General features: G+C 66.5%; 25 protein-coding genes. 13 read left to right on the top strand and 12 right to left on the bottom strand.

What is annotated here, in order from left to right:
• Positions 1 to 5: 5 nt before the first annotated feature.
• The gene (locus ABDC78_RS18910; RefSeq protein WP_178357471.1) at positions 6 to 998 is read right to left on the bottom strand and encodes a stage II sporulation protein M; all 993 of its coding nucleotides are present in this window, start codon (positions 996 to 998) and stop codon (positions 6 to 8) included.
• A gap of 27 nt (positions 999 to 1,025) precedes the next feature.
• Between ABDC78_RS18910 and ABDC78_RS18905 the strand changes: the two genes are divergently transcribed.
• Positions 1,026 to 1,916 (top strand): RDD family protein, encoded by an 891-nt coding sequence (locus ABDC78_RS18905; RefSeq protein WP_178357470.1) that lies wholly within the window; start codon positions 1,026 to 1,028, stop codon positions 1,914 to 1,916.
• An 11-nt stretch (positions 1,917 to 1,927) separates the two neighbouring features.
• Here ABDC78_RS18905 and ABDC78_RS18900 read toward each other — a convergent pair whose 3' ends face one another.
• Positions 1,928 to 3,268, bottom strand: coding sequence for a carotenoid oxygenase family protein (locus ABDC78_RS18900; protein ID WP_178357469.1), 1,341 nt, complete (start codon positions 3,266 to 3,268; stop codon positions 1,928 to 1,930).
• Positions 3,269 to 3,401: 133 nt separating this feature from the next.
• Between ABDC78_RS18900 and ABDC78_RS18895 the strand changes: the two genes are divergently transcribed.
• From ABDC78_RS18895 to ABDC78_RS18885, 3 genes are all read left to right on the top strand, one after another.
• Positions 3,402 to 3,929, top strand: a complete 528-nt coding sequence (locus ABDC78_RS18895) for a PadR family transcriptional regulator (protein WP_178357468.1) — start codon at positions 3,402 to 3,404, stop codon at positions 3,927 to 3,929.
• 94 nt (positions 3,930 to 4,023) lie between these two features.
• Complete coding sequence (locus ABDC78_RS18890) at positions 4,024 to 4,737, top strand: PadR family transcriptional regulator (protein WP_178357467.1); 714 nt, start codon at positions 4,024 to 4,026, stop codon at positions 4,735 to 4,737.
• A 60-nt stretch (positions 4,738 to 4,797) separates the two neighbouring features.
• Complete coding sequence (locus ABDC78_RS18885; protein WP_178357466.1) at positions 4,798 to 5,619, top strand: oxidoreductase; 822 nt, start codon at positions 4,798 to 4,800, stop codon at positions 5,617 to 5,619.
• 4 nt (positions 5,620 to 5,623) lie between these two features.
• Here ABDC78_RS18885 and ABDC78_RS18880 read toward each other — a convergent pair whose 3' ends face one another.
• Positions 5,624 to 7,165: an NCS1 family nucleobase:cation symporter-1 gene (locus tag ABDC78_RS18880; RefSeq protein WP_178357465.1), complete on the bottom strand. Its 1,542-nt coding sequence runs from the start codon at positions 7,163 to 7,165 to the stop codon at positions 5,624 to 5,626.
• Positions 7,166 to 7,374: 209 nt separating this feature from the next.
• Between ABDC78_RS18880 and ABDC78_RS18875 the strand changes: the two genes are divergently transcribed.
• The 4 genes from ABDC78_RS18875 to ABDC78_RS18860 all read left to right on the top strand — a co-directional run bounded on the left by ABDC78_RS18875 (position 7,375) and on the right by ABDC78_RS18860 (position 11,562).
• Positions 7,375 to 8,109 carry a class I SAM-dependent methyltransferase gene (locus ABDC78_RS18875; protein WP_178357502.1) on the top strand — a complete coding sequence of 245 codons (735 nt, stop codon included), beginning with the start codon at positions 7,375 to 7,377 and terminating at the stop codon, positions 8,107 to 8,109.
• Between the two features lie 10 nt (positions 8,110 to 8,119).
• Positions 8,120 to 9,598, top strand: coding sequence for a glutamate--cysteine ligase (locus tag ABDC78_RS18870; RefSeq protein ID WP_178357464.1), 1,479 nt, complete (start codon positions 8,120 to 8,122; stop codon positions 9,596 to 9,598).
• A gap of 177 nt (positions 9,599 to 9,775) precedes the next feature.
• A complete protein-coding gene (locus ABDC78_RS18865) occupies positions 9,776 to 10,354 on the top strand; it encodes a TetR/AcrR family transcriptional regulator (protein WP_178357463.1) in 579 nt (192 codons plus the stop codon).
• A gap of 14 nt (positions 10,355 to 10,368) precedes the next feature.
• Positions 10,369 to 11,562 carry a cytochrome P450 gene (locus ABDC78_RS18860; RefSeq protein ID WP_178357462.1) on the top strand — a complete coding sequence of 398 codons (1,194 nt, stop codon included), beginning with the start codon at positions 10,369 to 10,371 and terminating at the stop codon, positions 11,560 to 11,562.
• Here the strand turns inward: ABDC78_RS18860 and egtE are convergent.
• From egtE to ABDC78_RS18825, 7 genes are all read right to left on the bottom strand, one after another.
• On the bottom strand, positions 11,552 to 12,649 hold the full coding sequence (gene egtE, locus ABDC78_RS18855; RefSeq protein WP_178357461.1) for an ergothioneine biosynthesis PLP-dependent enzyme EgtE: 1,098 nt from the start codon (positions 12,647 to 12,649) through the stop codon (positions 11,552 to 11,554). The genes ABDC78_RS18860 and egtE overlap by 11 nt on opposite strands.
• Entirely contained in the window at positions 12,646 to 13,611 is a 966-nt protein-coding gene (egtD, locus tag ABDC78_RS18850) for an L-histidine N(alpha)-methyltransferase (protein ID WP_178357460.1), read from the bottom strand. Before egtD ends, egtE begins: the two co-directional genes overlap by 4 nt.
• Positions 13,611 to 14,300 (bottom strand): ergothioneine biosynthesis protein EgtC, encoded by a 690-nt coding sequence (gene egtC, locus ABDC78_RS18845; RefSeq protein ID WP_178357459.1) that lies wholly within the window; start codon positions 14,298 to 14,300, stop codon positions 13,611 to 13,613. The genes egtD and egtC overlap by 1 nt, the downstream gene beginning before the upstream one ends.
• The gene (gene egtB, locus ABDC78_RS18840) at positions 14,293 to 15,582 is read right to left on the bottom strand and encodes an ergothioneine biosynthesis protein EgtB (protein ID WP_178357458.1); all 1,290 of its coding nucleotides are present in this window, start codon (positions 15,580 to 15,582) and stop codon (positions 14,293 to 14,295) included. The genes egtC and egtB overlap by 8 nt, the downstream gene beginning before the upstream one ends.
• Positions 15,579 to 16,841 (bottom strand): ergothioneine biosynthesis glutamate--cysteine ligase EgtA, encoded by a 1,263-nt coding sequence (egtA, locus tag ABDC78_RS18835; protein WP_178357457.1) that lies wholly within the window; start codon positions 16,839 to 16,841, stop codon positions 15,579 to 15,581. Before egtA ends, egtB begins: the two co-directional genes overlap by 4 nt.
• Before the next feature lie 144 nt (positions 16,842 to 16,985).
• Positions 16,986 to 17,693 (bottom strand): sensor domain-containing protein, encoded by a 708-nt coding sequence (locus ABDC78_RS18830; protein WP_347133144.1) that lies wholly within the window; start codon positions 17,691 to 17,693, stop codon positions 16,986 to 16,988.
• A 135-nt stretch (positions 17,694 to 17,828) separates the two neighbouring features.
• Positions 17,829 to 18,809 (bottom strand): bile acid:sodium symporter, encoded by a 981-nt coding sequence (locus tag ABDC78_RS18825; protein ID WP_178357456.1) that lies wholly within the window; start codon positions 18,807 to 18,809, stop codon positions 17,829 to 17,831.
• Positions 18,810 to 18,971: 162 nt separating this feature from the next.
• Between ABDC78_RS18825 and ABDC78_RS18820 the strand changes: the two genes are divergently transcribed.
• On the top strand, positions 18,972 to 20,252 hold the full coding sequence (locus ABDC78_RS18820) for an Ig-like domain-containing protein (protein WP_347133142.1): 1,281 nt from the start codon (positions 18,972 to 18,974) through the stop codon (positions 20,250 to 20,252).
• A gap of 295 nt (positions 20,253 to 20,547) precedes the next feature.
• A complete protein-coding gene (locus ABDC78_RS18815; protein ID WP_178357455.1) occupies positions 20,548 to 21,207 on the top strand; it encodes a thioredoxin domain-containing protein in 660 nt (219 codons plus the stop codon).
• A 63-nt stretch (positions 21,208 to 21,270) separates the two neighbouring features.
• On the opposite strand, the gene ABDC78_RS18810 is transcribed toward ABDC78_RS18815, so the two are convergent.
• Positions 21,271 to 21,879, bottom strand: coding sequence for a copper resistance CopC family protein (locus ABDC78_RS18810; RefSeq protein ID WP_347133140.1), 609 nt, complete (start codon positions 21,877 to 21,879; stop codon positions 21,271 to 21,273).
• Positions 21,880 to 22,122: 243 nt separating this feature from the next.
• The gene (ripC, locus tag ABDC78_RS18805; RefSeq protein ID WP_218620339.1) at positions 22,123 to 23,214 is read right to left on the bottom strand and encodes a peptidoglycan hydrolase RipC; all 1,092 of its coding nucleotides are present in this window, start codon (positions 23,212 to 23,214) and stop codon (positions 22,123 to 22,125) included.
• Between the two features lie 295 nt (positions 23,215 to 23,509).
• Between ripC and ABDC78_RS18800 the strand changes: the two genes are divergently transcribed.
• The 3 genes from ABDC78_RS18800 (at position 23,510) to ABDC78_RS18790 (ending at position 25,376) form a co-directional block, all read left to right on the top strand.
• Entirely contained in the window at positions 23,510 to 24,103 is a 594-nt protein-coding gene (locus ABDC78_RS18800) for a heme-copper oxidase subunit III (RefSeq protein ID WP_178357453.1), read from the top strand.
• A 77-nt stretch (positions 24,104 to 24,180) separates the two neighbouring features.
• On the top strand, positions 24,181 to 24,453 hold the full coding sequence (locus ABDC78_RS18795) for a hypothetical protein (RefSeq protein WP_256735881.1): 273 nt from the start codon (positions 24,181 to 24,183) through the stop codon (positions 24,451 to 24,453).
• Between the two features lie 302 nt (positions 24,454 to 24,755).
• Positions 24,756 to 25,376: a TlpA disulfide reductase family protein gene (locus tag ABDC78_RS18790; protein WP_163681082.1), complete on the top strand. Its 621-nt coding sequence runs from the start codon at positions 24,756 to 24,758 to the stop codon at positions 25,374 to 25,376.
• The last annotated feature ends 61 nt before the right edge of the window (positions 25,377 to 25,437 follow it).

Genomic DNA, 25,437 nt, shown 5'->3' with positions numbered 1-25,437 from the left:
GACGCTCAGCGGGTCGGCACCAGGTCCGGAGCGTCCTCGATGTCACCGGTCTCACCGGCCATCGACGCCTTCCGGCCGAAGTGGATCACGTACCCGATGAAGGCGGCCTCCGCAGCGACTCCGATCAGGATGCGCGCGAATGTCGGCAGCGGCGACGGTGTGACAAACGCCTCGATCACCCCGGATATCAGGAGCACGACGACCAGGCCGAGCGCCACCGCGATCACCGCGCGGCCCTGCTCGGCGAGCACCTGACCTCGTGGCCGGTTGCCCGGCGACACCACCGACCAGCCGAGTCGCATCCCGGCACCGGCGGCCAGGAACACCGCCGTCAACTCCAGCAGCCCGTGCGGGGTGATCAGGCCGAGGAAGATGTCACCCTTGCCTGCGTCGAACATCAACCCGGCGTTCGCACCGAGATTGGCCGCGTTCTGGAACAGCACATACGGGATGGGGATGCCGAGCAGGATCGCGAAACCGATGCACTGCGCCGCGACCCAGGCGTTGTTCACCCAGACCTGCAGGGCGAACGATCCCGCCGGATTCTCGCTGTAGTACGCGGCGAAATCGTTGTTGACCAGTTGGTCGATCTCGGCGGGCGTGCCGAACGCGGCCTGCACCTCGGGGTTACCGGCGATCCAGACGGCGATCAACGTGGCGACGAAGAAGAACCCGATCGCCGAGCCCAACCACCACCGCCAGGAACGGTATGCGACCACCGGGAAGGACACCGTCCAGAAGCGGACGAACTCGCGCCACAGCGGCGCATGGGCCCCGGTCACGACCGAGCGCGCCCGGGCCACCAACCCGGACAGCTTGCCCACGAGAACGGCATCCGAGGACGACGAACGCACCATCGACAGGTGGGTGGAGACCCGCTGGTAGAGGTCCACGAGCTCGTCGACCTCGGCGCCGGTCAACTGCCGGCGTTTCTTCACCAACCGGTCGAGTCGATCCCACGTCGGGCGATTCGCCACCACGAACGCGTCGACATCCACACCCGCTGATCCTAGTAGCGTTGGGATATGGCCAGTCCGCAAGAGCCCGTGGTGACCGGGGACGCGGTGGTCCTCGATGTCCAGATCGCCCAGGTCCCGGTGCGTGCATTGGCGGTGTTGATCGACATCGTCGTCGTGTTCATCTGCTACGTGACCGGTGTGGTGCTGTGGGCGGCGACGCTGTCACAGTTCGACTCGGCGTTCTCGGGTGCGGTGCTGATCATCTTCACGGTTCTCGCCCTGGTGGGCTATCCGGTCGTCTTCGAGACCGCCACCCGAGGCAGGTCGCTGGGCAAGATGGCGATGGGCCTGCGGGTGGTGTCCGAAGACGGCGGCCCGGAACGCTTCCGCCAGGCTCTCTTCCGCGGGCTGGCGGGTGTGATCGAGATCTGGATGCTCACCGGCGGTCCTGCGGTGATCTGCAGCCTGATCTCGCCGAAAGGCAAGCGTATCGGCGACATCTTCGCCGGCACGGTGGTGATCAGTGAACGCGGACCGAGGCTTTCACCCCCGCCACCGATGCCCCCGCAGCTCGCGTGGTGGGCGTCTTCGCTGCAGCTGTCCGGCCTGGGCTCCGAACAGGCCGAGCTGGCTCGTCAGTTCCTCACTCGCGCACCACAATTGAATCCCCAGATGCGCGACCAGATGGCCCACCGGATCACCACCGAGGTGATCTGCCGCATCTCGCCGCCGCCGCCGCCCGGTACGCCGGCGCCGCTGATCCTCGCGGCCGTGCTCGCCGAACGTCATCGCCGGGAACTGACCCGGCTTCGGGCGCCGCAGCCGCCCGCGTGGGCCACGAATGGCGGAGTGGATCCGAGATACACCTATCCCACTTTCCCGCAGACGCCGACACCCCAGCAGCCGTCACCCCAGCAGCCGTCGAAGGAACCAGGAGCGTTCACCCCGCCGTCGTAGCCCACCAGGGGTCAGTCGGCGATCCAGTTCCCGTGGAAGCCGTACGGAACACGCTGTGGCAGCTCAATTCTGGCCACCGGAGCACCGGCGAAGTCGGACGCATCGATGATCACCAGATCGCTGCCGTCACGTGCGGGATCGTAGACATAACCCAGGTACCAGCCACTGCTCTCGTCGGCGGCGCCCGGGTCCGGCACGAACACGAACTCTCCCGGTCCGCCCGGCGCGTCCACGGTTCCGAACCGGTGCGTGGCGGCGTCGCCGGTGAGCAGGTCGTGGCGGACCAGGCCGCCGTCCCCCACTGACACCGCGTAGCGCGCCGGCAGGGTCGCCAGCCGGTCGTCGATCCGGGGGAACTCCACCGACCGGTCATCGAGCTGACTCTCGGTGACGGTGCCGCGGCGCAGGTCCACCGTCCACGTCCACATCACCCCCTGCGCGTCGAATCCGTCGTTGCCGCGCCACAATTCGGGGTAGCGGACGCCTTGGAGCACCACGGTGTCGGCATCACGGTCGTAGGCGTTGGCGACGTGGAAGACGAAGCACGGATCGATCTCGAACCACCGCACCTCACCGTGGGGATCGTCTCGGCGCAGCAGCCCCAGCCGGGCCCCGTACGAGTCGTCCCACCCGTAGGGCATGGCACCGGAGCCGCTCATCGCGACGTCGAGGTTGAACACGATGGGCAAATCCATGAACACCACATAGCCGGCCGTCAGCGCGAAGTCGTGCATCATCGTCAGCGCCTTGACCTCCAAAGGCCGGTTGACGACGAGTTGTCCGTCGGCATCCGCACGGTGGTAGGTGACGTGCGGGGCGAAGATGCTGCCGTATCCGAAGAAGTGCAATTCACCGGTGGTCGGACAGATCTTGGGATGCGCGGTCATCGAGTTGTCCAGCTTGCCGCCGAAGTCGTAGGCGCCCACTGTCTCGAGTTCGTTGGTGATCTCGTACGGCAACGACGACTCGACGAGCGCAAGCGTCCGACCGGCGTGGTTGACGATGTGGGTGTTGGCCACGCTGGCCCGCAGATTGCGGGTGCCGTCTTCCCTGTACAGCGGAAAGTCTTCTCTGAAGCTGTCGGTGCGCACCCATCGATTGCGGTACCACGCGGCCCGCCCGCCCTCGATCCGCACGCCGTGGACCATGCCGTCTCCGGTGAACCAGTGACCCGTCGCGTTCCGCGGGTTCGGCCCGTTACGCAGGTACCAGCCGGTCAGTTCGGGCGGAATCGAGCCCTGCACCGGAAGACCGAACTCGGTCAGCTCGTCGGCGACCGGCGCATAGTTGCCCACCTGAAAGATGTCGGTCTGCTCTGCGGTGTCGGTCTGGTCTGAGGCGGTATCGGTCACGGGTCGACCTCCTGTCGGGCTCGGCTTCACCCTGACATGGCATTGATGACATGTCAATGATGGACTGTGAAGGTCGCCGGGTGTCGCAGTCCGATGCTCCAGTTCTGGAATGTCGAGGCCGTACGATGCCGCCATGAGTCTTCGATTCGCCGCGCTCGGCCTGCTCGCTCAGCATCCCGGCAGTGGCTATGACCTGCTCAAGCGGTTCGAGAAGTCGATGGCCAACGTCTGGCCCGCCACCCAGAGTCAGCTGTACGGCGAGTTGAACAAGCTGGCCGACGCAGGCCTGATCGAGGTGGCCGCCGTCGGACCGCGCGGCCGCAAGGAATACCGGGTCACCGGCTCCGGTCGCGCCGAACTCGTCCGCTGGATCGGTGATTCCCAGGACGACCCGCCGAGGCGCCGACCGGACCTGCTTCGAGTCTTCCTGCTCGGCGAACTGGCCCTCGACGACGCCAGGAGCTACGCCTCAGCCTTCGCGCAACGCGCCGCCGCCGAACGCAAAAAGCTTGAGCACCTTCGTGATTCATTGGAGTGGGGCGACAGCGACGCGGCGTTCTACGGACGCGCAGCGCTCGAGTTCGGACTGCGGGACACCGCGATGGAGGAGCAGTGGGCGCAGTGGCTGGTCACCTCGATCGACGCCCGCGCGGCCGACTGACACCAAACTCGTCGTTGCATCGCGATAGTTTCCGATATATCGTCAACGTATCGGAAGCGCACTCCGTGCTTCCTGTCGAAAGAAGGACACGAACATGAACACCCCATTCACACCCCCGGGACCCCCCTTCGGTGGCCCCGGCTTCGGCTTCAGCCCCGAGAACCGTCGCGCACTGCACGAACAGCGCAGACAGTCCCGTCGCGAGTTCCGCGACCACATCCGCGAGCACCGCGGCGACGCCGGCTTCGGGCCCGGGTTCGGCGGCTTCGGACCAGGCGGCTTCGGCCCCGGCGGCTTCGGGCCCGGCGGCGGTTTCGGCTTCGGGCCGGGCGCTCGCGGCGGCCGGCGCGGTGGGCCGCGCGGCGGCGGCCGCGGCAGGCGCGGTGACGTCCGCGCCGCGATCCTCAAACTGCTCGTCGACGGCCCGATGCACGGCTACGAGATGATCCAGGAGATCAACGAACGCAGCCAGCAGCTGTGGAAGCCCAGCCCCGGCTCGGTGTATCCCACGCTGCAACTCCTCGTCGACGAAGGCCTGCTGATCGCCACGGAGTCCGAGGGCAGCAAGAAGCGCTTCGAGCTGACCGACGACGGTCGCGCCGCAGCCGAGAAGATCGAGACCGCGCCGTGGGACGAGATCACCCAGGACGCCGACCCCGGCGCGATGGGCCTGCGCAACGCCGTCGGACAGCTGATGGGCGCGGTCGCCCAGTCGGCCCACGCCGCCAACAGCGAGCAGCAGCAGCGCATCGTCGACATCGTCAACACTGCCCGCCGCGAGATCTATCAGGTTCTCGGAGAAGACTGACCACATGGACTTCTTTCCCCCCTGGGCACCCACTCCGTCGGTCGCGTCGGGTTCGGCGCCATGCAACTGCCCGGACCCGGCGTGTTCGGCCCGCCGCGCGACCACGACCAGGCCGTCGCCGTCCTGCGGCGGGCAGTAGAACTCGGCATCAACCACATCGACACCGCGCAGATCTACGGCCCCGACGTCGCCAACGAACTCATCCGCGAAGCGCTGCACCCCTACCCCGCGAACCTCGCTCTGGTCAGCAAGGTCGGCGGCAAGCGCGACGACGTGGGCAACTGGCTGCCGGCACCAGAGCCCGACGACCTACGCCGGCAGATCGATGAGAATCTGAACACGCTGCAGACCGACCGGCTGGCCGCGGTCAACCTGCGGGTGTTCGGCGGCGTGGACCCCAACGCGCCCATCGAGGTGGATCACGACCTGTTCGACCGTCAGTTGTCCGCGATGATCGCGGCGCGCGATGAAGGTCTGATCGACGGGATCGGCCTGAGCAACATCGCAGCCGAGCACCTACGAATCGCCTTGGACCGCACGGAGATCGTCTGCGTCCAGAACGCCTACAACCTGCTCGACCGCACGTCTGGCCCGGTGCTGGAACTGTGCGCGGAACACGGGATCGCGTTCGTTCCGTTCTTCCCCCTGGGTTCTGGTTTCTCCGCCGACAACCCGGTGCTCGGACACCCGGCGGTGGTCCGTGAGGCGGCCCGTCTGGGGCACACCCCGGCCCAGATCGTCTTGGCCTGGACGCTGTCGGTGGCACCGAACGTGTTGCTGATCCCCGGCACCTCGTCGGTGGCTCATCTGGAGCAGAACACCGCCGTCGCCGACATCACGCTCGACGACGACATCCGACAGGAACTGGACTCCGCCGCCTGAGATCTCAGGCGGTGACCGACTCCTTCGGGGCGTCGATCGAGTGACCGCGCATCACCAGCCAGTGCAGCCCCGCACCCAGGGCCGCGCCGAACACCCAGGCGAACCCGGACAGCGCGTGCAGCGCGGGCACCCAGACCGCGGAGATCGCGAACACCCCGGACACCGCAAAGGCCCACAGCGCCCGGACATTCCAGCCCTTGTTGAAGTAGTAGATGCCGACAGGATCGACCGAGTACAGGTCCTTCAGCTTGAGCGTCTGGCGCCGCAGCAGGAAGTAGTCAGCGATCATGATGCCGTAGAGCGGGGCCAGGACCGCGCCGAGGGTGTCGACGAACTTGGGCAGACCCGCGTTGCCGATGACCGACACCCACAGCGCGCCGATGAGGAAACCCAATGCGGCGGTGATGAACCCGGCGATCCGGAAGTTCAGCTTCTCCGGCTTGAGGTTCACGATGTCGTAGACCGGCGGAATGAAGTTCGCCACCAGGTTGATGCCGACGGTGGCGATGAAGAAGGTGACCGCAGCCAGAATGGAGAGCCACACGTTGCCGACCGCGCCGACGATGTCGGCGGGGTTGGTCATCGGGTCGCCCTGACCGTCCTGGAACACGATGTAGGCGCCGGCGGTGATGAACAGCGACAGCAGCGTGAAGAACGTCAGGCTCACCGGGAGCCCGAGCAGGTTGCCCTTCTTCATTTCCTGGTCGCTGCGGGTGAACCGGGCGAAGTCGCCGAAGTTGATGATCACCGCCGAGAAGTAGGCGATCATCGTTCCCACCACCCCGAAGAACGCGGCGATCGCGGCGGTGCCCTGCTTCTCCCCGGCGAACAGGTCACCGACCGAACTCAACAACCCGGAACCGGCCTGCCACCAGATCGCGACCAGCAGCAGGATCATCACCGCGTACACCGCGGGGCCCGCGAAGTTGAGGAACTTCACGATTCCGTCCAGACCGCGGACGAACAACCAGATCTGGAAGCCGGCCACCACGGTGTAGGAGACCCAGTCCACCCAGGTCATCCCGAGGAACATCCCCGTCGGCGTCGCACCCAGCACCGCGTTGATGGCCAATGCGACTGCGGTGGAGGCGAAGTAGGTCTGCGCGCCGTACCAGAAGATGGCGACGATACCCCGGACGGTGGCCGGGAACATCGCCCCCCGCACGCCCATCGACGCTCGGGCCACCACCGGATAGGGCACGCCGTACTTGACGCTCGGCCGACCCGACCAGTTCACGAAGAACATCACCAACGTCCCGGCCAGGACGATCGCCGCCAGGACGAACCAGCCGTTGATGCCGGCGGTGACGAACAGGCTGGCGGCCAGCGTGTAGCCGGCCAGGCTCTGGACGTCGTTGGTCCAGACGTTGAAGATCTCGAACCAACCCCACTTCCGCTGCGCAGGAGACGTCGGTGACAGTTCTTCGTTGTGCAGTGAACTGTGCGCCTCCGACGCCACAAAATCGTCGACGACGATCGCCGCCGACGGCGACGAGGAGATGATCAAGGGGTCGTGGCTGACGGGGTCGCTCTGCTCGGCGGCCATCAAGATCCTTTCCCGGACCGCCGTACCCACCGGACGAGCCCGTACGACCTGGCACACACTGGACGGCGCGCCGACATGACGTGACGCTATGACCATGTGGTTGCGATGATGTGTGCGCCGTGTTTCCCTCCGATGACCGACGTGGCGACGGGTCGTCCATGATGGATGGCGTGGGTACCTCAACAGTCAGCACGATCGACATCACCCGCATGCCCCGGGGCGGCCCGGACGCCTCCTGTCTGGACCGGCTGCTGCAGACCGGCCGGCGGGAGTACCTGGACCGTGCCTCCGACGGAGATGCGGACCTCGAGGCGCGCAAGCGCAGCGTGATCCGCGCGCTGGACTGGACCGGCGAGGTGTTCGGCAACCACGAGAAGTTCGCCAAGATCGTGCTCGACGAGGTGGCCGAGGTCGCCGACCCTCGGATCCTCGAATTGGGCGCCGGCCACGGCGCACTGTCCCGCAAGCTGCTGGACTGGCATCCGACAGCGCGGCTGACGGTGACCGACGTCGAACCCGCGTCGGTCGCGGCGATCGCGGCCGGCGACATCGGAGCCCATCCGCGCGCCACCGTGCGCGAAATGGATGCGACGTCGTTGGATGCCGATGACGAGGAGTTCGACCTCGCGGTCTTTGCACTGTCCTTCCATCACCTGCCGCCGGATTCGGCCGCGCGGGTGTTCGCCGAGGGCACCCGGGTAGCGACCAAGCTGGTGATCATCGACCTGCCGCGGCCCCCCGCGCCGCTGCATGTGCTGCAACTGGCCGCGATGCTGCCGCTGGCGCCGTTCGCCCCGTTTCTGCATGACGGGGTGATCAGTTCGCTGCGTGCCTACAGCCCGTCGGCGATGCGGGCGCTGGCCGCCTATGCCGACCCGTCGATCGAGGTGGAGTTACGCGGCGGGTTGTTCAGTCCGCAAGTGGTGGTGGCATCCCGCCGTTAGGCTTCGGCACGTGGGCGAGGAACTGAAGCAGACGGTATTCAGTCGCGCGCACCGCCGGGACTACCGACGCAAGGTTCAGTTGTCCCTCGATGTCTTCGAGACCATGCTCGCGCAGTCGAGTTTCGACTTCGAGAAGCCACTGACCGGCATGGAGATCGAATGCAACCTCGTCGACTCCCACTACCAGCCTGCGATGAGCAACTCCGAGGTACTCGCCTCGATCGCCGACCCTGCCTATCAGACCGAATTGGGCGCCTACAACATCGAATTCAACGTGCCGCCGCGGCGATTGCCGGGGCGCGCCGCGCTGGACCTCGAGGGTGAGGTCCGCGCCAGCCTCAACGCCGCCGAGGTCAAGGCCAACACCGACGGCGCTCACATCGTGATGATCGGGATCCTGCCCACCCTGATGCCCGAGCACCTGTCCGGACCCTGGATGAGCGAGTCGACGCGGTATCAGGCTCTCAACGACTCGATCTTCACCGCCCGTGGTGAGGACATCATGATCGACATCGCCGGTCCCGAACGGCTGTCCCTGCAGACCGCGTCTATTGCACCCGAGTCGGCGTGCACCAGCATGCAGTTGCATCTGCAGGTCTCCCCGGCCGACTTCGCCAACAACTGGAACGCCGCCCAGGTGCTGGCCGGCCCGCAGTTGGCGCTGGGCGCCAACTCCCCGTACTTCTTCGGCCACCACCTGTGGTCGGAGACGCGGATCGAACTGTTCGCCCAGGCCACCGACACGCGTCCCGACGAGCTCAAGACGCAGGGAGTGCGCCCGCGGGTGTGGTTCGGGGAACGCTGGATCACGTCGATCTTCGACCTGTTCGAGGAGAACGTGCGCTACTTCCCGTCACTGCTTCCCGAGCTCTCCGACGAGGACCCCGTTGCCGAATTGGCAGCCGGACGCACCCCGCAGCTGTCGGAACTGCGGCTGCACAACGGCACCATCTACCGATGGAACCGGCCGGTGTACGACGTGGTGAACGGTCGACCGCACCTGCGCGTCGAGAACAGGGTGCTGCCTGCGGGGCCGACCGTCGTCGACATGATGGCCAACTCCGCGTTCTACTACGGGATGCTGCGAGCACTGTCCGAGGAGGACAGGCCTTTGTGGACGAAGATGAGTTTCGCTGCGGCAGAGGCCAATTTCCTGGCCGCGGCGCAGCGGGGCATGGACGCCCGGTTGTACTGGCCGGGCCTGGGTGAGGTCACCCCGGACGAACTGGTGCTGCGCGAATTGTTGCCGATGGCCGAGGAGGGTCTTCGTCGGTGGGAGGTTGCCGCTGATGTGCGCGACCGCTACCTCGGGGTGATCGAGGGCCGCGCCAAGACCGGCCGCAACGGAGCGGTGTGGCAGTCGGCGGCGGTCGAGGCGCTGCAGGGTCGCGGGTTGAGCCGGCCCGACGCGCTCGCCGAGATGCTGCGGTTGTACTGCGAGCGGATGCATTCCAACGACCCGGTACACACCTGGGACCTGCCCCGCTGACAGTTTCGGATCGTTCGGCCGCGACAAGCGCGCGCTCCTGCACACCATTTGCGGCGCGCCGCTGTGCAGACACGCGCGCTCGCGGAATGGACGCTGCCCCCTCTTGACCGAGGAGCTTTCGGATGATCTGATCTGAACACTGTTCGAATCCGAACGTTGTTCAGAAGGGTGAGGGGCATGGCACGGACCCGACGCACCACCTCGGTCCTGCCCTACGGCGCGCTCGACCGCGAACACCTGGTCAAACACCTGCTGGAGCTCGCGCGCCGGGTCGGCGTCGAGAACGTCACGATGCGCAACCTCGCCGCGGAGGCAGGGACATCGGCGTCGTCGGTCTACTACCACGTCAAGGACAAGGCCGCGATGCTCGACCTGCTCACCGACTCGGTCCTCGAGAGCATCGAGATCCCCGTGGACGGCGACTGGGAGGACCGGATCACCGAGATCTACGGCAACGCCTGGCGCGCGATGGTCGCCGTCCCGGGCATCGCCGCACTGATCCAGCAACGCCCGATGATCGGCGCAGCCCACGCCATGAATCACACCGCCAAGCAGATCCTGGCCGAATCAGGTTGGCCGCCAGACGATGTGGATTCCGCGCACGCGGTCCTCTACATCCATCTCCTCGGCTCGGTGCAGCTGGAGCACCACCTGCGACGCACCGGAGCGGGCGATGCCCAGCTGCTCTTCGAACACGGCCTGCGAGTCATCCTGGCCGGCCTGCACCACTGTTCGGCACCACCACCACCGACCTGACCGAAGGAGATCTGATGGCCCAGCCCCTGCACTCCCCCGCGTTCTACGCAGGCGACCCGTACCCCGCCTACCGGGAACTGCGTGCCACCGAACCGGTGTGCTGGAACGCCGAGGCCGGTTTCTGGGGGCTGCTGAAGTACGAGGACATCCGATACGTCTCGACCAACCCGGCACTGTTCTCCTCGGCCAAGGGCATCACCGTCCCCGACCCGGCGATCGGCAACCCGGTGCTCGACGGCAGCCTGATCTTCACCGACCCGCCGCGGCACCGGCAGCTGCGCAAGCTGATCAACACCGGGTTCACCCGCCGCCAGGTGGCGATCCTGGAACCCAAGCTGCGCACGTTCGCCCGGGCCGCACTGGACAGCATCGATCCGGACGCCGGCGCCGAGTTCGCCGAACAGATCGCCGCACCACTGCCGACGCGGATGATCGCCGAGTTGCTCGGTGCTCCCGACCAGGACTGGGAGCAGTTCCGGACGTGGTCGGATGCGACGGTGGGGATGGACGACCCCGACGTCGAACTGGACACCTTCACCGCGCTGGGCCAGCTCTACGAATACTTCCAGGAGCTGATCTCGCTGCGCCGCAGCGGTGCCCTCGGCCACGCCGACGATCTGCTGTCGGTGCTGGTCGCCGCCGAGGTAGACGGTGAACGGCTGACCGATCAGGACCTACTCCAGTTCTGCCTGCTGCTGCTGGTCGCCGGCAACGAGACGACCCGCAACCTCATCGCTCTGGGCACGCTGGCGCTCATCAACAATCCCGAGCAGTTCCGGCTGCTGCGGGAGGATCCCGAACTCATGCCGTCGGCGGTCGAGGAGTTGCTCCGCTTCACCACGCCGGTTGCCAACATGTCCCGATGCGCCACCCAGGATGTCGAGATTCGCGGACAGCTGATCCGCGAGGGCCAATTCCTCACCATGCTCTACGGTTCGGCCAACCGCGATGAGGAGATCTTCGGACCCACCGCCGAGCAGCTCGACATCACCCGGAACCCGAACCCGCACTTGGCATTCGGGTGTGGTGAGCATTCCTGCCTGGGTGCGCAGCTGGCCCGCCTGGAAGCGCGGGTGCTGTTCGAGGAACTGCTGGCCCGCTTCGAGCACATCGAACTCGACGGTGCGGTCGTCCGGATGCAGGCGACGATGGTGCCCGGGGTCAAGCAGATGCCGGTGCGGTTGGCAACGACGACGGTCAGCGCGTAACCGCGGCCAGCGCCTCGACGAGTGTCTCGAGGTCGGCATCGGTGACGTCGACGTGCGGCGACACCCGCAGCGCCGGTCGAGTCATCTCCCGCGGCGCACGTTCCAGACCGAGGAACGTCGTGACGATGGAGTGCTCGGCGATCAACCGCGCCCGCACCTCCATCGGGTCGACCCCGTCGGGCGGCTGCAGAGTCGTGATGGCGCTGGGTTCGTCGTCGGGCTCGACGACACGCCACCCGGTGGCCTGCCCGAGCGCGCCGCGGGTGACAGCACCGACCTCGCGCAGCCTGGCCTGAATCTCCTGTGGCCCCGCCGCGACATGCTCACCGAGGGCAACCGACAGCGCGACGTGCAGCCCGATGTTCTTCTCCGCGTGACTCAACCGCTCCATCGTGGCCTGGGAGAACCAACCGGGGCGGGTCGCCAGCATGCCGACGCCCCGCGGGCCGGCCGTCCACTTGCGCGACGTGGTGTACAGCACGTCGGCACCGATGCCGGTGCAGTCCAGATGGGCGAAACCCTGGGCCGCGTCGACGATCAGCGTGATGTCGTGTGCCCGGCACGCCGAGGCCATCTCACGTGCGGGTTGTACGATCCCGGTGTGGCTGGCCAGCACGGTGAAGTGCACCAGCGCAGGCGGATTCGACGACAGGAACGCACCGACCGCGTCGAGGTCGAGACGGCCGAATCCGTCGACCGGAAGCTCGCGGATCTCGAAGCCGTGACGCTGCATGCTCATCAGGCTGGGACCGAACTCCCCCGGCAGGCACGCCAGCGTGCGTTCCCCGGTCCACTCGCCGAGCAGGATGTCGAGTGCGTGGTTGGCACCGGTGGTGAGGACGACGTCGGCGTCGCGCATCCCGGTCAGCGCCCGGACCGCGGCATGACCCGCATCGAGGGCGGGGGCGGCGGCCTCGGCGGCGACGTATCCGCCGACCTCGGCCTCATGACGGGCGTGCTGGGCGGCGGCGTCGATCACCGCGAAGCTCTGGCGCGAGCAGGCTGCGCTGTCGAAGTGCACCCCGGCGACGGGCGGCCTTGCCGCGCGCCAGTTCTCGGCGAGCGTGCGGTCTGCGGCCGGAGTCATTTGACCGACAGCGACAGTCCGAAGTCGCCGGGCTCGTCGGTCCACCAGTGGGTGCGGCGTAGCCCGGCGGCGGCCAACTCGGCGTCGACACCCGAGCGGCGGAATTTGCACGACACCTCGGTGAGCATCTCCTCGCCGTCGGCGAAGTCGACCTCGAGGTCCAGAGCGGCGATGCGGACACGTTGGGCGCGCGTCGACCTCAGCCACATCTCGATGCGCTCCTCGGCAGCGTTGAACCGGGCCACATGCGCAAATGCGGTGACATCGAAGTCGGCGTCGAGTTCCCGGTTCACCACCGACAGCACGTTGCGGTTGAACTGCGCCGTCACCCCCGCGCTGTCGTCGTAGGCGCGGATCAGCCGGTCGGTGTCCTTGATCAGGTCGGTGCCCAGCAGCAACGAGTCGCCGGGTTGAAGCATGTCGGCCACCGAGGACAGGAAGTCGGCGCGCGGCCCGGGAGTCAGGTTGCCGATCGTCGATCCCAGGAATGCAACCAGGCGCCGGCCCTCGGAAGGGATCTTGCCCAGGTGCTCTTCGAAATCGCCGCAGACCGCGGTGATCTCGACACCGGGGTACTCCTGCTCGATGGCCGCCCCTGCGGCGGTCAGCACGCTGGCGTCGACGTCGAACGGCACGAACCTGCGCAACGATTCCCGGTCGCGCAGTGCGTCGAGCAACATCCGGGTCTTCTCCGAGGTGCCACTGCCCAGCTCCACGAGCGTGTCGGCGCCGGAGGCAGCCGCGATCTCCGCGGCACGCGCCCCGAGGATCTGCGCCTCGGCACGGGTCGGGTAGTACTCGGGAAGGCGGGTGATCTGGTCGAACAGGTCACTGCCGACGGAGTCGTAGAACCACTTGGGTGGCAACGACTTCGGAGACTGTGCCAGGCCATCGCGGACATCGCGGCGAAGCGCTTCCTCGGCGGCGTCGGCGGCCAGGTAGTTGGCCAGTGAGAACGTCATCACGATCCTTTCAGCGGGGTCAGCTGCACACGCTCGTTGATGACCTCCACGAGGTGGCGGTCGGGGATCTCCTGCCAGGCTGGGTCGTCGTCGTAGGGTTCGCTGGCCAGCACCACGCCGTCGTCTCGGCGCAGCACCGACAGGGTGTCTCCCCACGTGGTGGCGACGAGTCGAGAACCGTTGGCGGCCAAGATGTTCAGCCGGGCATTCGGGTCGTCGGCCGCAACCCCGGCGATGGTGTCGGCGAGGCGGTCCACGCCGCGGTCGAAGATGAGGGCCGCGAGCAGGGCACTGTCGTTGGTGGATTCGGCCTGCCGCGTCGCGGGCAACACTGCGCGGTCGACGATCCCGTTGTGCGACAGCAGCCAGGTTCCGTCGGTGAACGGCGCCGAGGCCGACGGCTCGATCGACATGCCGACGCTCGCGGATCGCACTGCCGCCACCACACACCCGCTGACCAACGCCGGTGCGACAGAGGCGAAGGACGCGTCACCCCACAGCGGTGTCGCGCTACGCCAGCGTCGCGGCACTTCGCTGTCGAAAAAGCCGATGCCCCAACCGTCGGCATTCATCAGACCGTGCTTCTGGCGACGGGGTGCATAGGACTGGACCAGCAGGCCCGACGGTGGGTCGAGGATCAGCGACGCCACCGACACCGGCGCACCGAGCCAGGCCAGGTGTCTACACATCCCACGCCAACCGCACGCCCGAGAAGATCTGCCTGCGGATGGGGTGATCCCAGTTGCGGAAGCTGGGGCGCAGGATGCCCGCCGCCACCGCCCAGGATCCCCCGCGCAGCACCCGGTAGTCACCGGAGCCGACGCCGTCGAAGAACGGTTCGGAGTACCGGTCGTAGACCATCGGGGTGAAGCCCGGCCACGGCCGCAGCGGCGAGGTCGTCCACTCCCACACATCACCCAACATCTGCTCGGCCCCGTACGCCGACGCACCCGCGGGGTAGGCGCCGACAGGTGCCGGACGGAGCGCGTCGCCCCCCAGGTTGGCCAGCTCAGCGGTGGGTTGTGCCGCGCCCCAAGGGTATCGACGCCGGGACCGGGAATCCGGATCCCAGGCACAGGCTTTCTCCCATTCGATCTCGGTGGGCAGCCGCGCACCCGCCCAGGCCGCGTAGGCCTGCGCCTCGAAGAAGGTGACGTGCTGAACGGGTTCGTCGCCCGGGATGTCCTCCACGTGGCCGAACCGGGTGCGGCTGCCGTCACCGTTCCAGAACAGCGGAGCCGTCAGACCGGCCTGCTGCCGGTGGGCCCAGCCCGCTTCAGACCACCAGCGGCTCTCCCGGTACCCGTCGCCGTCGATGAACTGCTGCCACTCGGCGTTGGTCACCGGCACCCGGCCGATGCGGAAGGCGGCGACATCGACGGCGTGGGCGGGACGTTCGTTGTCCAGCGAGAACGGTTCCGCCGCGGCGTCGACCCCGAGAACGAACTCACCGGCTGGGATCAACACCGACGTCCCGGCCACTCCGGCGCGTCCCGCGGGCAACACACTGCCCCGGTCCAGCAGCGGCGCACCGGTCCGTAGGTTCAGCGCCTGCAGCATCGTCTCGTCGTGTTGGTTCTCGTGGCTGACCACCATCCCGAAGGTGAATGCGTCGGGGTGTCCGTCGGGCAGCGTGTCCAGCGCGTCGAGGATCCTGCCACGCACGGTGGCGCAGTACGCACGGGCATCGGCGGGAGGCAGCAGCGGCAGGCCGACCCTGCTCGCCCGGGAGTGCGTGAATGCGTCGTAGAGCTGATCGACCTGTCGTGACAGCAGGCCGGGCCGGTTCGGGTCGCCGCCACGGAGAAGCCAGAACTCCTCCTGCTGGCCGATATGCGCCAGATCCCAGACCAGCGGGCTCATCAGCGGGTCGTACTGGCGGTGCACCTCGTCGTCGTCGAAGTCGACGAGCCGCAGCGTGCGGTTCCTCGCCGCGGCCAGTTCGTCGGCGAGCATCTCGCGTGACGTCACAGCTCCCCTTGTGCCAGTTGGGTGACCGCGCCGGCGATCCCGTACCGGACCGCGCGGTCGGCGAAGTCGTCGGCCGGGCTGCGGCCCTGTTCGACCGAACGCATCAGCAGCCCCATCGATTCCTCGAGGTCGCCTGGCGCGCGCTCGGCGGCCGCCTGCACACACCGCAGCGCGGCTGCGTGCAGTCGCCGGTCCCGGAGGCCGACCTGCGCGGCCCGGTCCCATGCGGTGGCCACTGATTCGGTGGCCTCGGCCGCGGTATCGGAGGCTCCCGGATCGTCCAGCAGGGTGGCCAGGGTGAACACCACTGCGGGCCAGATCGCGTCCGGCACGCTGTCGAGGTAGCGCACCTCCAGGAATCCGCGTGGTCGCACCGGCGGGAACAGCGTGGTCAGGTGATAGTCCAGGTCAGCCATCGTCGGCCTTCGGTCGCCGAGCAGCACCCGCCCGTCGGCCCAGTCCGCGAACGGCACCCATTCCACCACCGGAACCGGGTCGGGACTGTGCACGAGCATCACCGGCGCGCGCAACGCGTAGCGCGCCCAGTCGCTGGCCGGATCGTCCCCGCTCTCACCCAGAATCGGCCCGCACCGAGCCGAGTCCAGTTGGCTCCACACACGCTGACGGGTCGACTGCCAGCCGGTGAAACTGCCACCGAGCACCGGGGAGTTCGCGGAGATCGCAATCATCGTTGGGCCCAGGGCATGCGCCAGCCGAACCCGGTCGGCCCACATCGTCCGCGGTCCGGCCTCGACATTGACCTGGATCGACGCGGTGGAGGTCATCATCGCCGCACCCGCGGTGCCGGTCTGGCTGGCGTGGAAGAACTGTTCCATCGCGTGATAGCGCGCACCGGGGTTCACCCGCTCGGACGGCCGCAGCGGGTCGGCGCCGAGCAACACCACACCGAGCCCGGCCTGCTTGAACGCCGTGCGCAGCACTGCCCGGTCCGAGGCCATCGCCGAGATCGCCGTCGTCGGATCGCTCATGGGCGGCCCCGAGAGTTCGACCGCACCGCCGGGTTCGACGGTGACCAGGCTGCCGCCGGGCAGCGGCGGCAGATCGGAGATCGCCGCGGTCAACTCGTCCCACCCGGGCCGCCTCGAAGGATCGGCCAGGTCGTAGCAGTGCGCCTCGATCTCGAGGCCGACCCGGCCCGCCGGACCGTCGATCAGGCACCCGGCGACGAGGTGTTCGGCAGCGGCGGATGCGCTGGTCAGTTCATCGGCGACACAGTCGGATGCCATGGTGCGGGCCATCTCCGCCGCTCCCTCCGGGTCTGGATCGATCGATGCGTCTTCTATTGTCCAGAGCGCACCGACAAAGTCTCGCGTTCGGCGCATGACGCGTGGATGACGTGTGCCCGAATTCGACGGGCGTTACGCGTTGTGTGCGGCCGCGTACTACTGGCCCAGGGTGTTCTGCATCGCGCCCGCCAGGACGTTGACGGCAGGACCGCCGTTGCCCGACTGACATACCTTGGCCTGTAGCAGCACGTTCTCACGTTTGCGGGTGGTGACGAAGCACCGTCGGTCGGTGCCGGCCTCCTGCTTGACCCAGTCTGCGTCCGTCGCGGTCGTCGGCCCGCCGGTGAACGTCCACACCTGGGTGGTGAAGTTGTCCAGGTGCATTGCCGTGGTCTGCCCGCTACATCCGGCGGTCCGGTCGACGACCCGCGCAAAGGCCCGGTCGGCGGCCTCGGAGGTGGCGAACACCCCGACCGCCTGCTTGACGAAGTGCGTCATGTCGGTCGGAGACTGCTGCGCCACCGCACCGTTGAACGCCGCCAGGTCGGGATCGTTGTACACCTCGGGCAGACCGATGTCGGCCCAGTTGTTGCACACCGGGTTGTCGACGTAGAAGGACTGGAACGGGTCGGAGTAGGTCCACTCGAAGCCCATCCGCGCACCGACGATGTTGCCCACTGACCCCTTCGGCAGCACGGCGTAATTCACCACGCCGGGATCCGACGGCCGCGCGTTTGCGGGGGATGCGAGCGCCAGGGCGAGCCCTGTGCCGACCGCGATGCCGACTGCACCGGCTCTCACGTCAGGCCACCGTCGCCGCGAGCGTGACGTGTGCACGGCATCGATGCTCATGAGTTCGATCATGCCAGCCGACCTCAGGGTCGGGTCAGGCCTCGTGGCCACCCCGTTTGTCGTTGTCGCTGAGCAGCGCATCGATGAAGGCACCGTCTGCCTCCAACGAGATGTCGGTCCACGAGCGCAGGGGGTGTTGAGGCAGTTCTACGCATTGTCGGGCAGTGCGGGTGTCAGTCGTGGGATGAGACGGACGTAGATGATCATTCCGAGGAGTTCGACAAGGGTTTGGGTGACGACGATGATCGCGGTGACCGCGTACGCGTCGGGCAGGGCGAGCGCCAACGGCAGCACGACCAGCGAATTGCGTGTCGCGCCACTGAAGATCAACGCACGCGAGCGCGGGGAGTCGAGGCGGAGTAGCTTCGCCGCGACCATTCCAACACCGGCCATGATGACCAGGAATGCGGCGTAGATCGGTACGACCGTCAGCACTTGGTCGCTCTGATCGGCGATTTTCGGGAACTGACTTGCCACGACCACGAACAGGGTGGCGGTCATGAGCGGCACCATCGCGGTGGTCATCGCAGCGGAGATGGCATACCCGATGCGGTGGCGGTTGGACAGGGCTTCGGTGGCCCAGGCCAACGCGAGCGGGAGCACGATCAGAACGAGGAAGGCTTCCACGAACGGGCCGACCTCGACGATGTCGGCGAGTTCTGGTCCGACGAAGAGCCACAGCAACAGTGGCAGTGTGGCCATTTGCGCGAGCATCAGCAGCGGCGCAGCGGCTAGCAAGCGTTGGCTGTCCCCGCCGGCGAGGCCGCTGAAGACGATTACATAGTCGATACATGGAGTCAGCAGCGTCAGCAGGACACCGAGTAGCACCGCCTGCTGCAGTGACACCACGAGCGTCAGTCCAGCGACCACCAGTGGCACGACGACGAAGTTGACCAGTAAGACTGCGCCGAGGAATCGGCCGTCGCGGAACGCGGCAGTGAGTTTGGTGAACGGCACCTGCAGGAACGTGGCGTAGAGCAGCGCGCCCAATACCGGATATATCGCCGCTTCCCAGGTCGGTCCGCCGGCAGGCCAGGCCAGTCCCGCGGCGGCGCCGGCAGCGAGCCCGCCGAGGTAGATGGCGATCTGGTGGCGTTCCATCGTCACGGTGACAGACGAGTTGGACATAGTGCCTTCCGGAGTTCGTAAGTACTGCGCACGTCACTATCGCCGGTGCTCAGTCGCGTTGAAATTGAGGGCCGCCCTTCTACCGCCCCGCCCCGTCGGAACGGTAGTTGGCGGCGCCACCAACTACTATGTGGCTACGTAAGAAAGAGCGCGATCCGACGGATGGTTGTGATGAAGAAGTTGGCTGGACGCCGACAGGCAGCTGCGCTGAGCGTGTTGTCGGCTGTCGCGGTATTGGTGACGGCATCGCAGACGAGTGCGCTCAAGCCTCGGCTGTCGAATGCACTGGCGGCGCCCGGTGCTCTCGAGGTTGAGCAGACGCCGCAGGCCGCGCCCGAGCCTCCTGCAATCGAGATTCTCCCCCGAACAGGCGCGAGCGATGTGGTACCCGTCGGAGCAGTGAAGGTGACCGCGACTGCCAGCACCCTGACCGATGTGCGTATGCAGAACGAACAGGGCAAGCTCGTTGCCGGTCGAATGGTGAGGGGCGGACGCGCGTGGGAGCCCGCCGAGCCACTCGGGTACGGACGGTCCTACACGCTCAGCGCGACCGGCCGGGGGGCCGACTCCCGCACCATCACGTCCGTTTCGGAGTTCTCTACCGTCGCGCCGCAATCCCAGGCCGGGATAAGACTGGGCATGACCAACGGAGCGTCGCTGGTAGACGGAGGCGTCTACGGTGTCGGAACGGTGATCGTGGCAACTTTCGACGCGGATATCCCTGACCGTGCTGCGGCCGAATCCCGCCTCCAGGTCAAAACGTCGCCGCAGTTAGCGGGTTCGTGGATGTGGGTCAACGATCGCAAGGCGCACTGGCGGCCCCGCGAGTATTTTCCTTCCGGGACCGAGGTCACGGTCAACGCAGATCTCTACGGCACCGATCTCGGTGGTGGACTATTCGGAGAACAGGACAAGCGGGTCAGTTTCCGGATCGGGCCATCTCGTGTGGCGATCGCCGATGACACGACCAAACAGGTCAGTGTCTACGAGGACGGCCGTTTGGTCCGCACGATGCCGACATCGATGGGCCGGGGAGGGACGCAGACTGTCGGGGACAAGACGATCGCTTTCTGGACACAACCTGGCGTTTACACGGTGATGGAGAAGCAGAATCCCGTCCTGATGGACTCGTCGACTTATGGATTGCCCGTCGATTCTGCGTCGGGGTACAAGATCAGCGTCCCGAACGCAGTGCGGATCAGTCCCGACGGCATCTACCTCCATGACCGCGAAGCGACGGTGTGGGCGCAGGGAAACACCAACGTTTCGGCGGGCTGTCTGAATCTGAGCGCTGAGAATGCCGCGTGGTACTACGACTTCGCCAATGTGGGCGATGTTGTCGAGGTCCGCAATACTGGCGGCGCACCTCTGGAACAGTGGCAGAACGGAGATTGGTCTGTGCCCTGGGACAAATGGGTAAGTGGCAGCGCATTGCGCCCTTGACCAGGAGGCGATGAGCCGCACTACGGCGCCAGTCCATGCGGTTCGGGCCTGAGGGGCGAAGGCGCCGGACTGATGTCGACATGCTTCATCGCAAAGGGTTTCGAACGCCGCCGACATCGAGCCCGGCAGTGATTGGCTCCGGGTGTGCTCCGAACCATGTTGAGAAATAACAAGAGTCGGCAAGCGAAGGACGCTTGAACGTGGGCGGAGCGCTATCGTGGTAGAACTATTTACGTAGATACACCGTAGATTGCTCAGGCTCAGAGAGCGCTGCGGAGCGAAAGGACCTCCCGACGTGAATCCAATGACTCGAATTCTGCTGACTGTCTTTGTTGTCATCACTGCGGTGATCGGCGCCGGTGTGTACTTTTCAAGCCGAGATGGTGGTACCGCAGGATCGGGTGCAACACAGGGTGATGGCGAAGCCCAGGTGGTGCGCGAGAACAGTCATCGCCTCAGTTCCCCGCCCGACAGCGATGTGACCTTTGTCGAATTTCTCGATTTCGAATGTGAAGGTTGCGGCGCGGCGTTCCCCGCCGTTGAGCAGTTGCGCGCACAGTACGGCCAGCAAGTCACCTTCGTCGCCCGCTACTTCCCGATGCCCGGGCACTTCAACGGAGAACGCGCGGCACGTGCGGTAGAAGCAGCGGCGCAGCAAGGCCAGTTCGAACCGATGTACAAGAAGATGTTCGAGACGCAGAGTCAATGGGGCGAACAGCAGGTCCCGGCAGACGAGGTGTTCCGCGGATACGCAACCGAACTGGGTCTCGATGTAGCTGCGTGGGATGAGGCGTACAACGCTCCGGCCACACTTGAGCGAATCAAGGAGGACATCGCCGACGGCACCGCCCTCGGCGTGCAGGGCACGCCTACCTTCTTCGTCAACGGGAAGCAGTTAGATATCAAAACTTACGCCGACCTGGGCGTTGCGATACAGAACGCTCTCGGCCAGTAGGAGTAGTCAGCGCCTGGCAGGCCCCGCCCCTGGTTCGGCATATTCGAAAGTGACGGTGGAGTGCTACGCCGACCTGCCCGGCCCGGGTTCAGAGCCGGGGTGATGGGCAGCGTTCTTCCGACGGCGCCTGTGTTGCCAGAACGCGATCACACCTCCAAGGGCCAGGCCGACGCCGGCCGCTGTGAGTACGGATGCTTTGGTGTCCGAACCTGCGGGTGCCGCGGGCGCCGGTACTGACGGCTCATCGGTGCTAGGTGCTGCAGGGGATGGCGCAGTTGTGGGTGAAGGCTGGTCGCGGACGCCGGCGATGGTGAACGTGTACGAGCCGGTGACGGGGTGGCCATCTGCTGAGACCACGCGGTAGCCGACGGTGTATCGGCCGTCCGTGAGCCGGTCGGGTCCGAGGGCGGCAGTGAGTCGCGGACCTTCGACGCTTGCTGAGCCGGACACCCAGTTTCGACCATCAGCGCTGGTAACTGCGACGTCAGCGAACGCTGGATTGATTTCTTCGGAGAAGTTCAGCACAACGGCGGTCAATGGGGAGGCGACGGTCGCGCCGTTCACCGGATCAGAACCAACGAGTGAGGTGTGCGCGGCAGCAACCCCGACTCCGGACAGCAAGAACGCCAGCGCCACCAGTGTGGTCGTGACGGCGCGCGTGGCCAGATTCACAGTCCTCCTTGAGCTTCGTGTCCATCGGACCAACACGAGGTCCGCGCGGATGAGTTTATGTTCCGGTCTGGCAACGCCAAGGTCAGTCACGCCTCTGGGTCACTCCTTGAGATGGCAGGTGCTTCTGCGACGACGATTGCCGCGATGTCGTCGATACGGTGGGCCCCCTTGCGGATGGCCGACGCACTCGGCCACTGAAACATTGCCTAGGCAAGTGAAGGCGGGCAACGCTCCGGTAGCCGGCTAGTAGCGGCGCACGTTGTAGATCGGCGCCGACGAGATCGGCGCCACCTTCACCGGAGTGCCGTACGTCGAGGCATGCACCATGTTCCCATCGCCTATGTAGATGCCCGCGTGCGAGGCATCCGAGTAGAAGGTGACAATGTCGCCGGGCTGCACTTCGGCCGTCGCCACGGGTTGTCCGCCCGCCGCCAGCGCCTGACTGGATCGCGGGAGCGACTTGCCGTTCTGCAGGAACGCCCACTTGATGAGCCCCGAGCAGTCGAACGCATCTGGTCCTGTCGCACCCCACGAATAGGGCGCACCCACACGGGTCAACGCCGCCTGCACGACCGCTGCCCCACCGGGTGCGTTGGACGGACCCGGCCCCGCCGGCGCTATCGCCTCGGGCAATGCCATGATGGCGGGGTTTGCCGCTGGTGGGGCCGGCGGCGCGGTCGGCACCGGCCCGGGATCGGCGAGCGCCGCACGTTGGTCGGGAGTGAGTGCGCGGTAGAGCGCCTCTACTTCTGCTATCTGTGTTCGCAGCCGACTCTGCTTGGATTGCAGGCTTGCGCGGACGGCTGATGCCTGCTCGGCGGCGGTACGAGCTGCCAGCGCCGATGACTGCGCCGCGCGCGCTGCGTCGTCGGCCCGGGCCGATGCAGCGCGAAAGGCATTGATGCGGTTCGACATCTGAGCCGCCATCACCTTGCTGGCCGAAAGGTCGTCCAGTAGGCGTTGCGGAGACTCCGCGGTCAGCGCCGCGCTGATTGTGCTGGTGGAACCGCCCATGTACGACGCGGCCGCCACCTGGTTCACGGCGGTCTGATACTCGGCGAGATTGGCCCGCGCCACGGTCATCGCCTCCTGTTCGGAGCGTTGACGATCCTCGGCCGCGCGCTGCGCCGTGAGTTTCGCCTCGAGGTCTAGTTCGGCCGAATACACGGCCTCTGTGGTCCGTTCGGCCTCGCGCGAGAGCTCCGTCAAGCGGGCCAGGGCATCGGCAGCCGGATCGGCCCGCCCGACGCCCGCCGAATCGCCAAGTGTCAGTGCCAGCACTACCGCCACGACGAGAGCACCCGCCGATCGGCATACTGCGGCAGGGCGGTTCATTCTCAAAACATCAATCCTCACACGCAGGGACATCTATGGTCTAGCTACGTAGGTCACGGAAAGATTACGAGCAACCGCGTCCAATGTCCACGCGCATGGCAAGGATCATCGTCTGCACGGTTGCATCTCGCGTGCTCCACCGCACGGAACGCGGTTCAAAAGCATTCTTCCGCTTCGCATTCCGGACAACTCCAACCGGGGTACCCCAACGTCGCAACTATCGCACAACTACTGTGTGCAATAGTAGGTCGTGACTCAGTAGACAGTCTGCGGACTTGGCTCGACGAGGAACGACATGACAAGTTCGACCGCCATCACGGCACGGGTTCATTCGTTGAACCGGCCGAACATGGTCGCCGTGGGGACGATCGTGTGGTTGTCCAGTGAGTTGATGTTCTTCGCCGGTCTGTTCGCGATGTATTTCACCGCTCGTGCCCAGGCCGACGAGTGGCCGCCACCCCCCACCGAGCTGAATCTCGCGCTCGCGGTGCCGGTGACCCTGGTCCTCATCGCGTCTTCGTTCACTTGCCAGATGGGAGTGTTCGCCGCCGAACGCGGCGACGTATTCGGCCTGCGCCGGTGGTACTTCGTCACCTTCGTCATGGGATTGTTCTTCATGCTCGGCCAGGGATACGAATACCTCAGCCTGGTGCGGGAGGGAACCACGATCGCCGGCAGCGCCTATGGCTCGGTCTTCTACCTCACGACCGGTTTCCACGGTTTGCACGTCATTGGCGGTCTCGTCGCCTTCATCCTGCTCCTCGTGCGCACGCGCATGAGCAAGTTCACCCCCGCCCAAGCGACGGCCGCCATCGTGGTGTCCTATTACTGGCACTTCGTCGATATCGTGTGGATCGCGCTCTTTGCCACCATCTACTTCGTGAGATGACCAGGAACACGGCGCGCACGTGGTGTCGACGACGACCCCGGAGGAGGCCTGCGCACGCGGCCGTTGTCGTCGCAGTCGTGGCCACCCTCCTTGGACTCGCCTCGTCCGTCGCACCGACCGTCGTTGCGGAGCCGACGTCGGCACAGGACTCCTCGACAGTCCCTCCCACACCCGCTGCAACCACGCCCACCACACATTCCTACGACGACACGCATACCGGGCAACAACCCGAAACCGCGAACCCGGCGCTGTGGATCCTGGCGGGCGCCGCCGCCGGATTGATCGCGATCGCCGTCATCATGTTGCGAGCGGGCAAACCGCCACGCCACCACCTCAGCCGCGGCCCGTGACATGAAGGCGCGTGGGTCCGTCCGGCTCATCAACGTCGTCGTCGTCCCGGCATTCGTCGTGAGTGGTTGCGCTACGCTTCTACGTAGTCTCTACGGAGAAGACGCCACGCTGACCGGGCCCCGCCGGCGCCGCACGCCCAGTCACGGAGGTCGTCGTGTCGATGCGCAGCATGCTCCGCGCGAGTGGCACTTGGACTGACCCATCGACTCAACGGGGCGCCCGGAGGGTTCCCCCGAAGCGGCACATGGACATGGGCGCTGAGCGTTGGCGACAGCGGCGATCTCCGATACTTTGGCCACCGATGATACGGCGTTGCACCGCGGCGGGCCTGAGCGCGTTGCTGCTGGGTGTCGCAGTGTCAGGATGCTCCAGCGGAGACGACGCCGTCGCGCAGGGTGGCACGTTCGAGTTCGTGTCGCCAGGGGGGCAGGTCGATATCTTCTATGATCCACCTTTGAGTCGTGGTCGACCGGGGCCGATACGCGGACCCGACCTCATGGACCCCAACCGCACGTTGTCACTCGATGACTTCGCCGAGCAGGTGGTGGTGATCAACGTGTGGGGTCAGTGGTGTGGTCCCTGTCGGACCGAGATGCCCGAATTGCAAAGGGTGTACGACGCGACCCGAAACGAGGGGGTCGCCTTCCTTGGTATCGACGTCCGCGACAACAACCGCCAAGCTGCGGTCGACTTCATCGTCGATCGCAAGGTCACCTTCCCATCGATATACGACCCACCGATGCGCACGATGATCGCCTTGGGCGCGAAGTATCCCACTACCGTGATCCCGTCCACCATCGTCTTGGACCGGTCGCATCGCGTTGCCGCGGTGTTCCTGCGGGCGCTGCTCGCCGAGGACCTCGAACCGGTGGTCCGTCGCCTCGCCGCCGAGACCGCATCCGGCTCAGGACCCCCGCGGTGAACGGCGACCCCGCCTCGGCTCCACGTCGCCGCTGGGCCCGGCGCACACCCGGGCGCGCCAA

It is taken from the genome of Mycobacterium sp. DL (assembly GCF_039729195.1).
Lineage (GTDB): Bacteria > Actinomycetota > Actinomycetes > Mycobacteriales > Mycobacteriaceae > Mycobacterium > Mycobacterium hippocampi_A.
This window is presented reverse-complemented; position numbering and strand designations above follow the sequence as displayed.

Excerpts from the sequence above, each read along its gene's own strand:
- ABDC78_RS18905 (WP_178357470.1), top strand. The coding sequence starts at position 1,026 with ATGGCCAGTCCGCAAGAGCCCGTGGTGACCGGGGACGCGGTGGTCCTC.
- ABDC78_RS18895 (WP_178357468.1), top strand. The coding sequence starts at position 3,402 with ATGAGTCTTCGATTCGCCGCGCTCGGCCTGCTCGCTCAGCATCCCGGC.
- ABDC78_RS18890 (WP_178357467.1), top strand. The coding sequence starts at position 4,024 with ATGAACACCCCATTCACACCCCCGGGACCCCCCTTCGGTGGCCCCGGC.
- ABDC78_RS18885 (WP_178357466.1), top strand. The coding sequence starts at position 4,798 with ATGCAACTGCCCGGACCCGGCGTGTTCGGCCCGCCGCGCGACCACGAC.
- ABDC78_RS18880 (WP_178357465.1), bottom strand. The coding sequence starts at position 7,165 with ATGGCCGCCGAGCAGAGCGACCCCGTCAGCCACGACCCCTTGATCATC.
- ABDC78_RS18875 (WP_178357502.1), top strand. The coding sequence starts at position 7,375 with ATGCCCCGGGGCGGCCCGGACGCCTCCTGTCTGGACCGGCTGCTGCAG.
- ABDC78_RS18865 (WP_178357463.1), top strand. The coding sequence starts at position 9,776 with ATGGCACGGACCCGACGCACCACCTCGGTCCTGCCCTACGGCGCGCTC.
- ABDC78_RS18860 (WP_178357462.1), top strand. The coding sequence starts at position 10,369 with ATGGCCCAGCCCCTGCACTCCCCCGCGTTCTACGCAGGCGACCCGTAC.
- egtE (WP_178357461.1), bottom strand. The coding sequence starts at position 12,649 with ATGACTCCGGCCGCAGACCGCACGCTCGCCGAGAACTGGCGCGCGGCA.
- egtD (WP_178357460.1), bottom strand. The coding sequence starts at position 13,611 with ATGACGTTCTCACTGGCCAACTACCTGGCCGCCGACGCCGCCGAGGAA.
- egtC (WP_178357459.1), bottom strand. The coding sequence starts at position 14,300 with ATGTGTAGACACCTGGCCTGGCTCGGTGCGCCGGTGTCGGTGGCGTCG.
- egtA (WP_178357457.1), bottom strand. The coding sequence starts at position 16,841 with ATGGCCCGCACCATGGCATCCGACTGTGTCGCCGATGAACTGACCAGC.
- ABDC78_RS18830 (WP_347133144.1), bottom strand. The coding sequence starts at position 17,693 with ATGATCGAACTCATGAGCATCGATGCCGTGCACACGTCACGCTCGCGG.
- ABDC78_RS18825 (WP_178357456.1), bottom strand. The coding sequence starts at position 18,809 with ATGTCCAACTCGTCTGTCACCGTGACGATGGAACGCCACCAGATCGCC.
- ABDC78_RS18820 (WP_347133142.1), top strand. The coding sequence starts at position 18,972 with ATGGTTGTGATGAAGAAGTTGGCTGGACGCCGACAGGCAGCTGCGCTG.
- ripC (WP_218620339.1), bottom strand. The coding sequence starts at position 23,214 with ATGAACCGCCCTGCCGCAGTATGCCGATCGGCGGGTGCTCTCGTCGTG.
- ABDC78_RS18800 (WP_178357453.1), top strand. The coding sequence starts at position 23,510 with ATGACAAGTTCGACCGCCATCACGGCACGGGTTCATTCGTTGAACCGG.
- ABDC78_RS18790 (WP_163681082.1), top strand. The coding sequence starts at position 24,756 with ATGATACGGCGTTGCACCGCGGCGGGCCTGAGCGCGTTGCTGCTGGGT.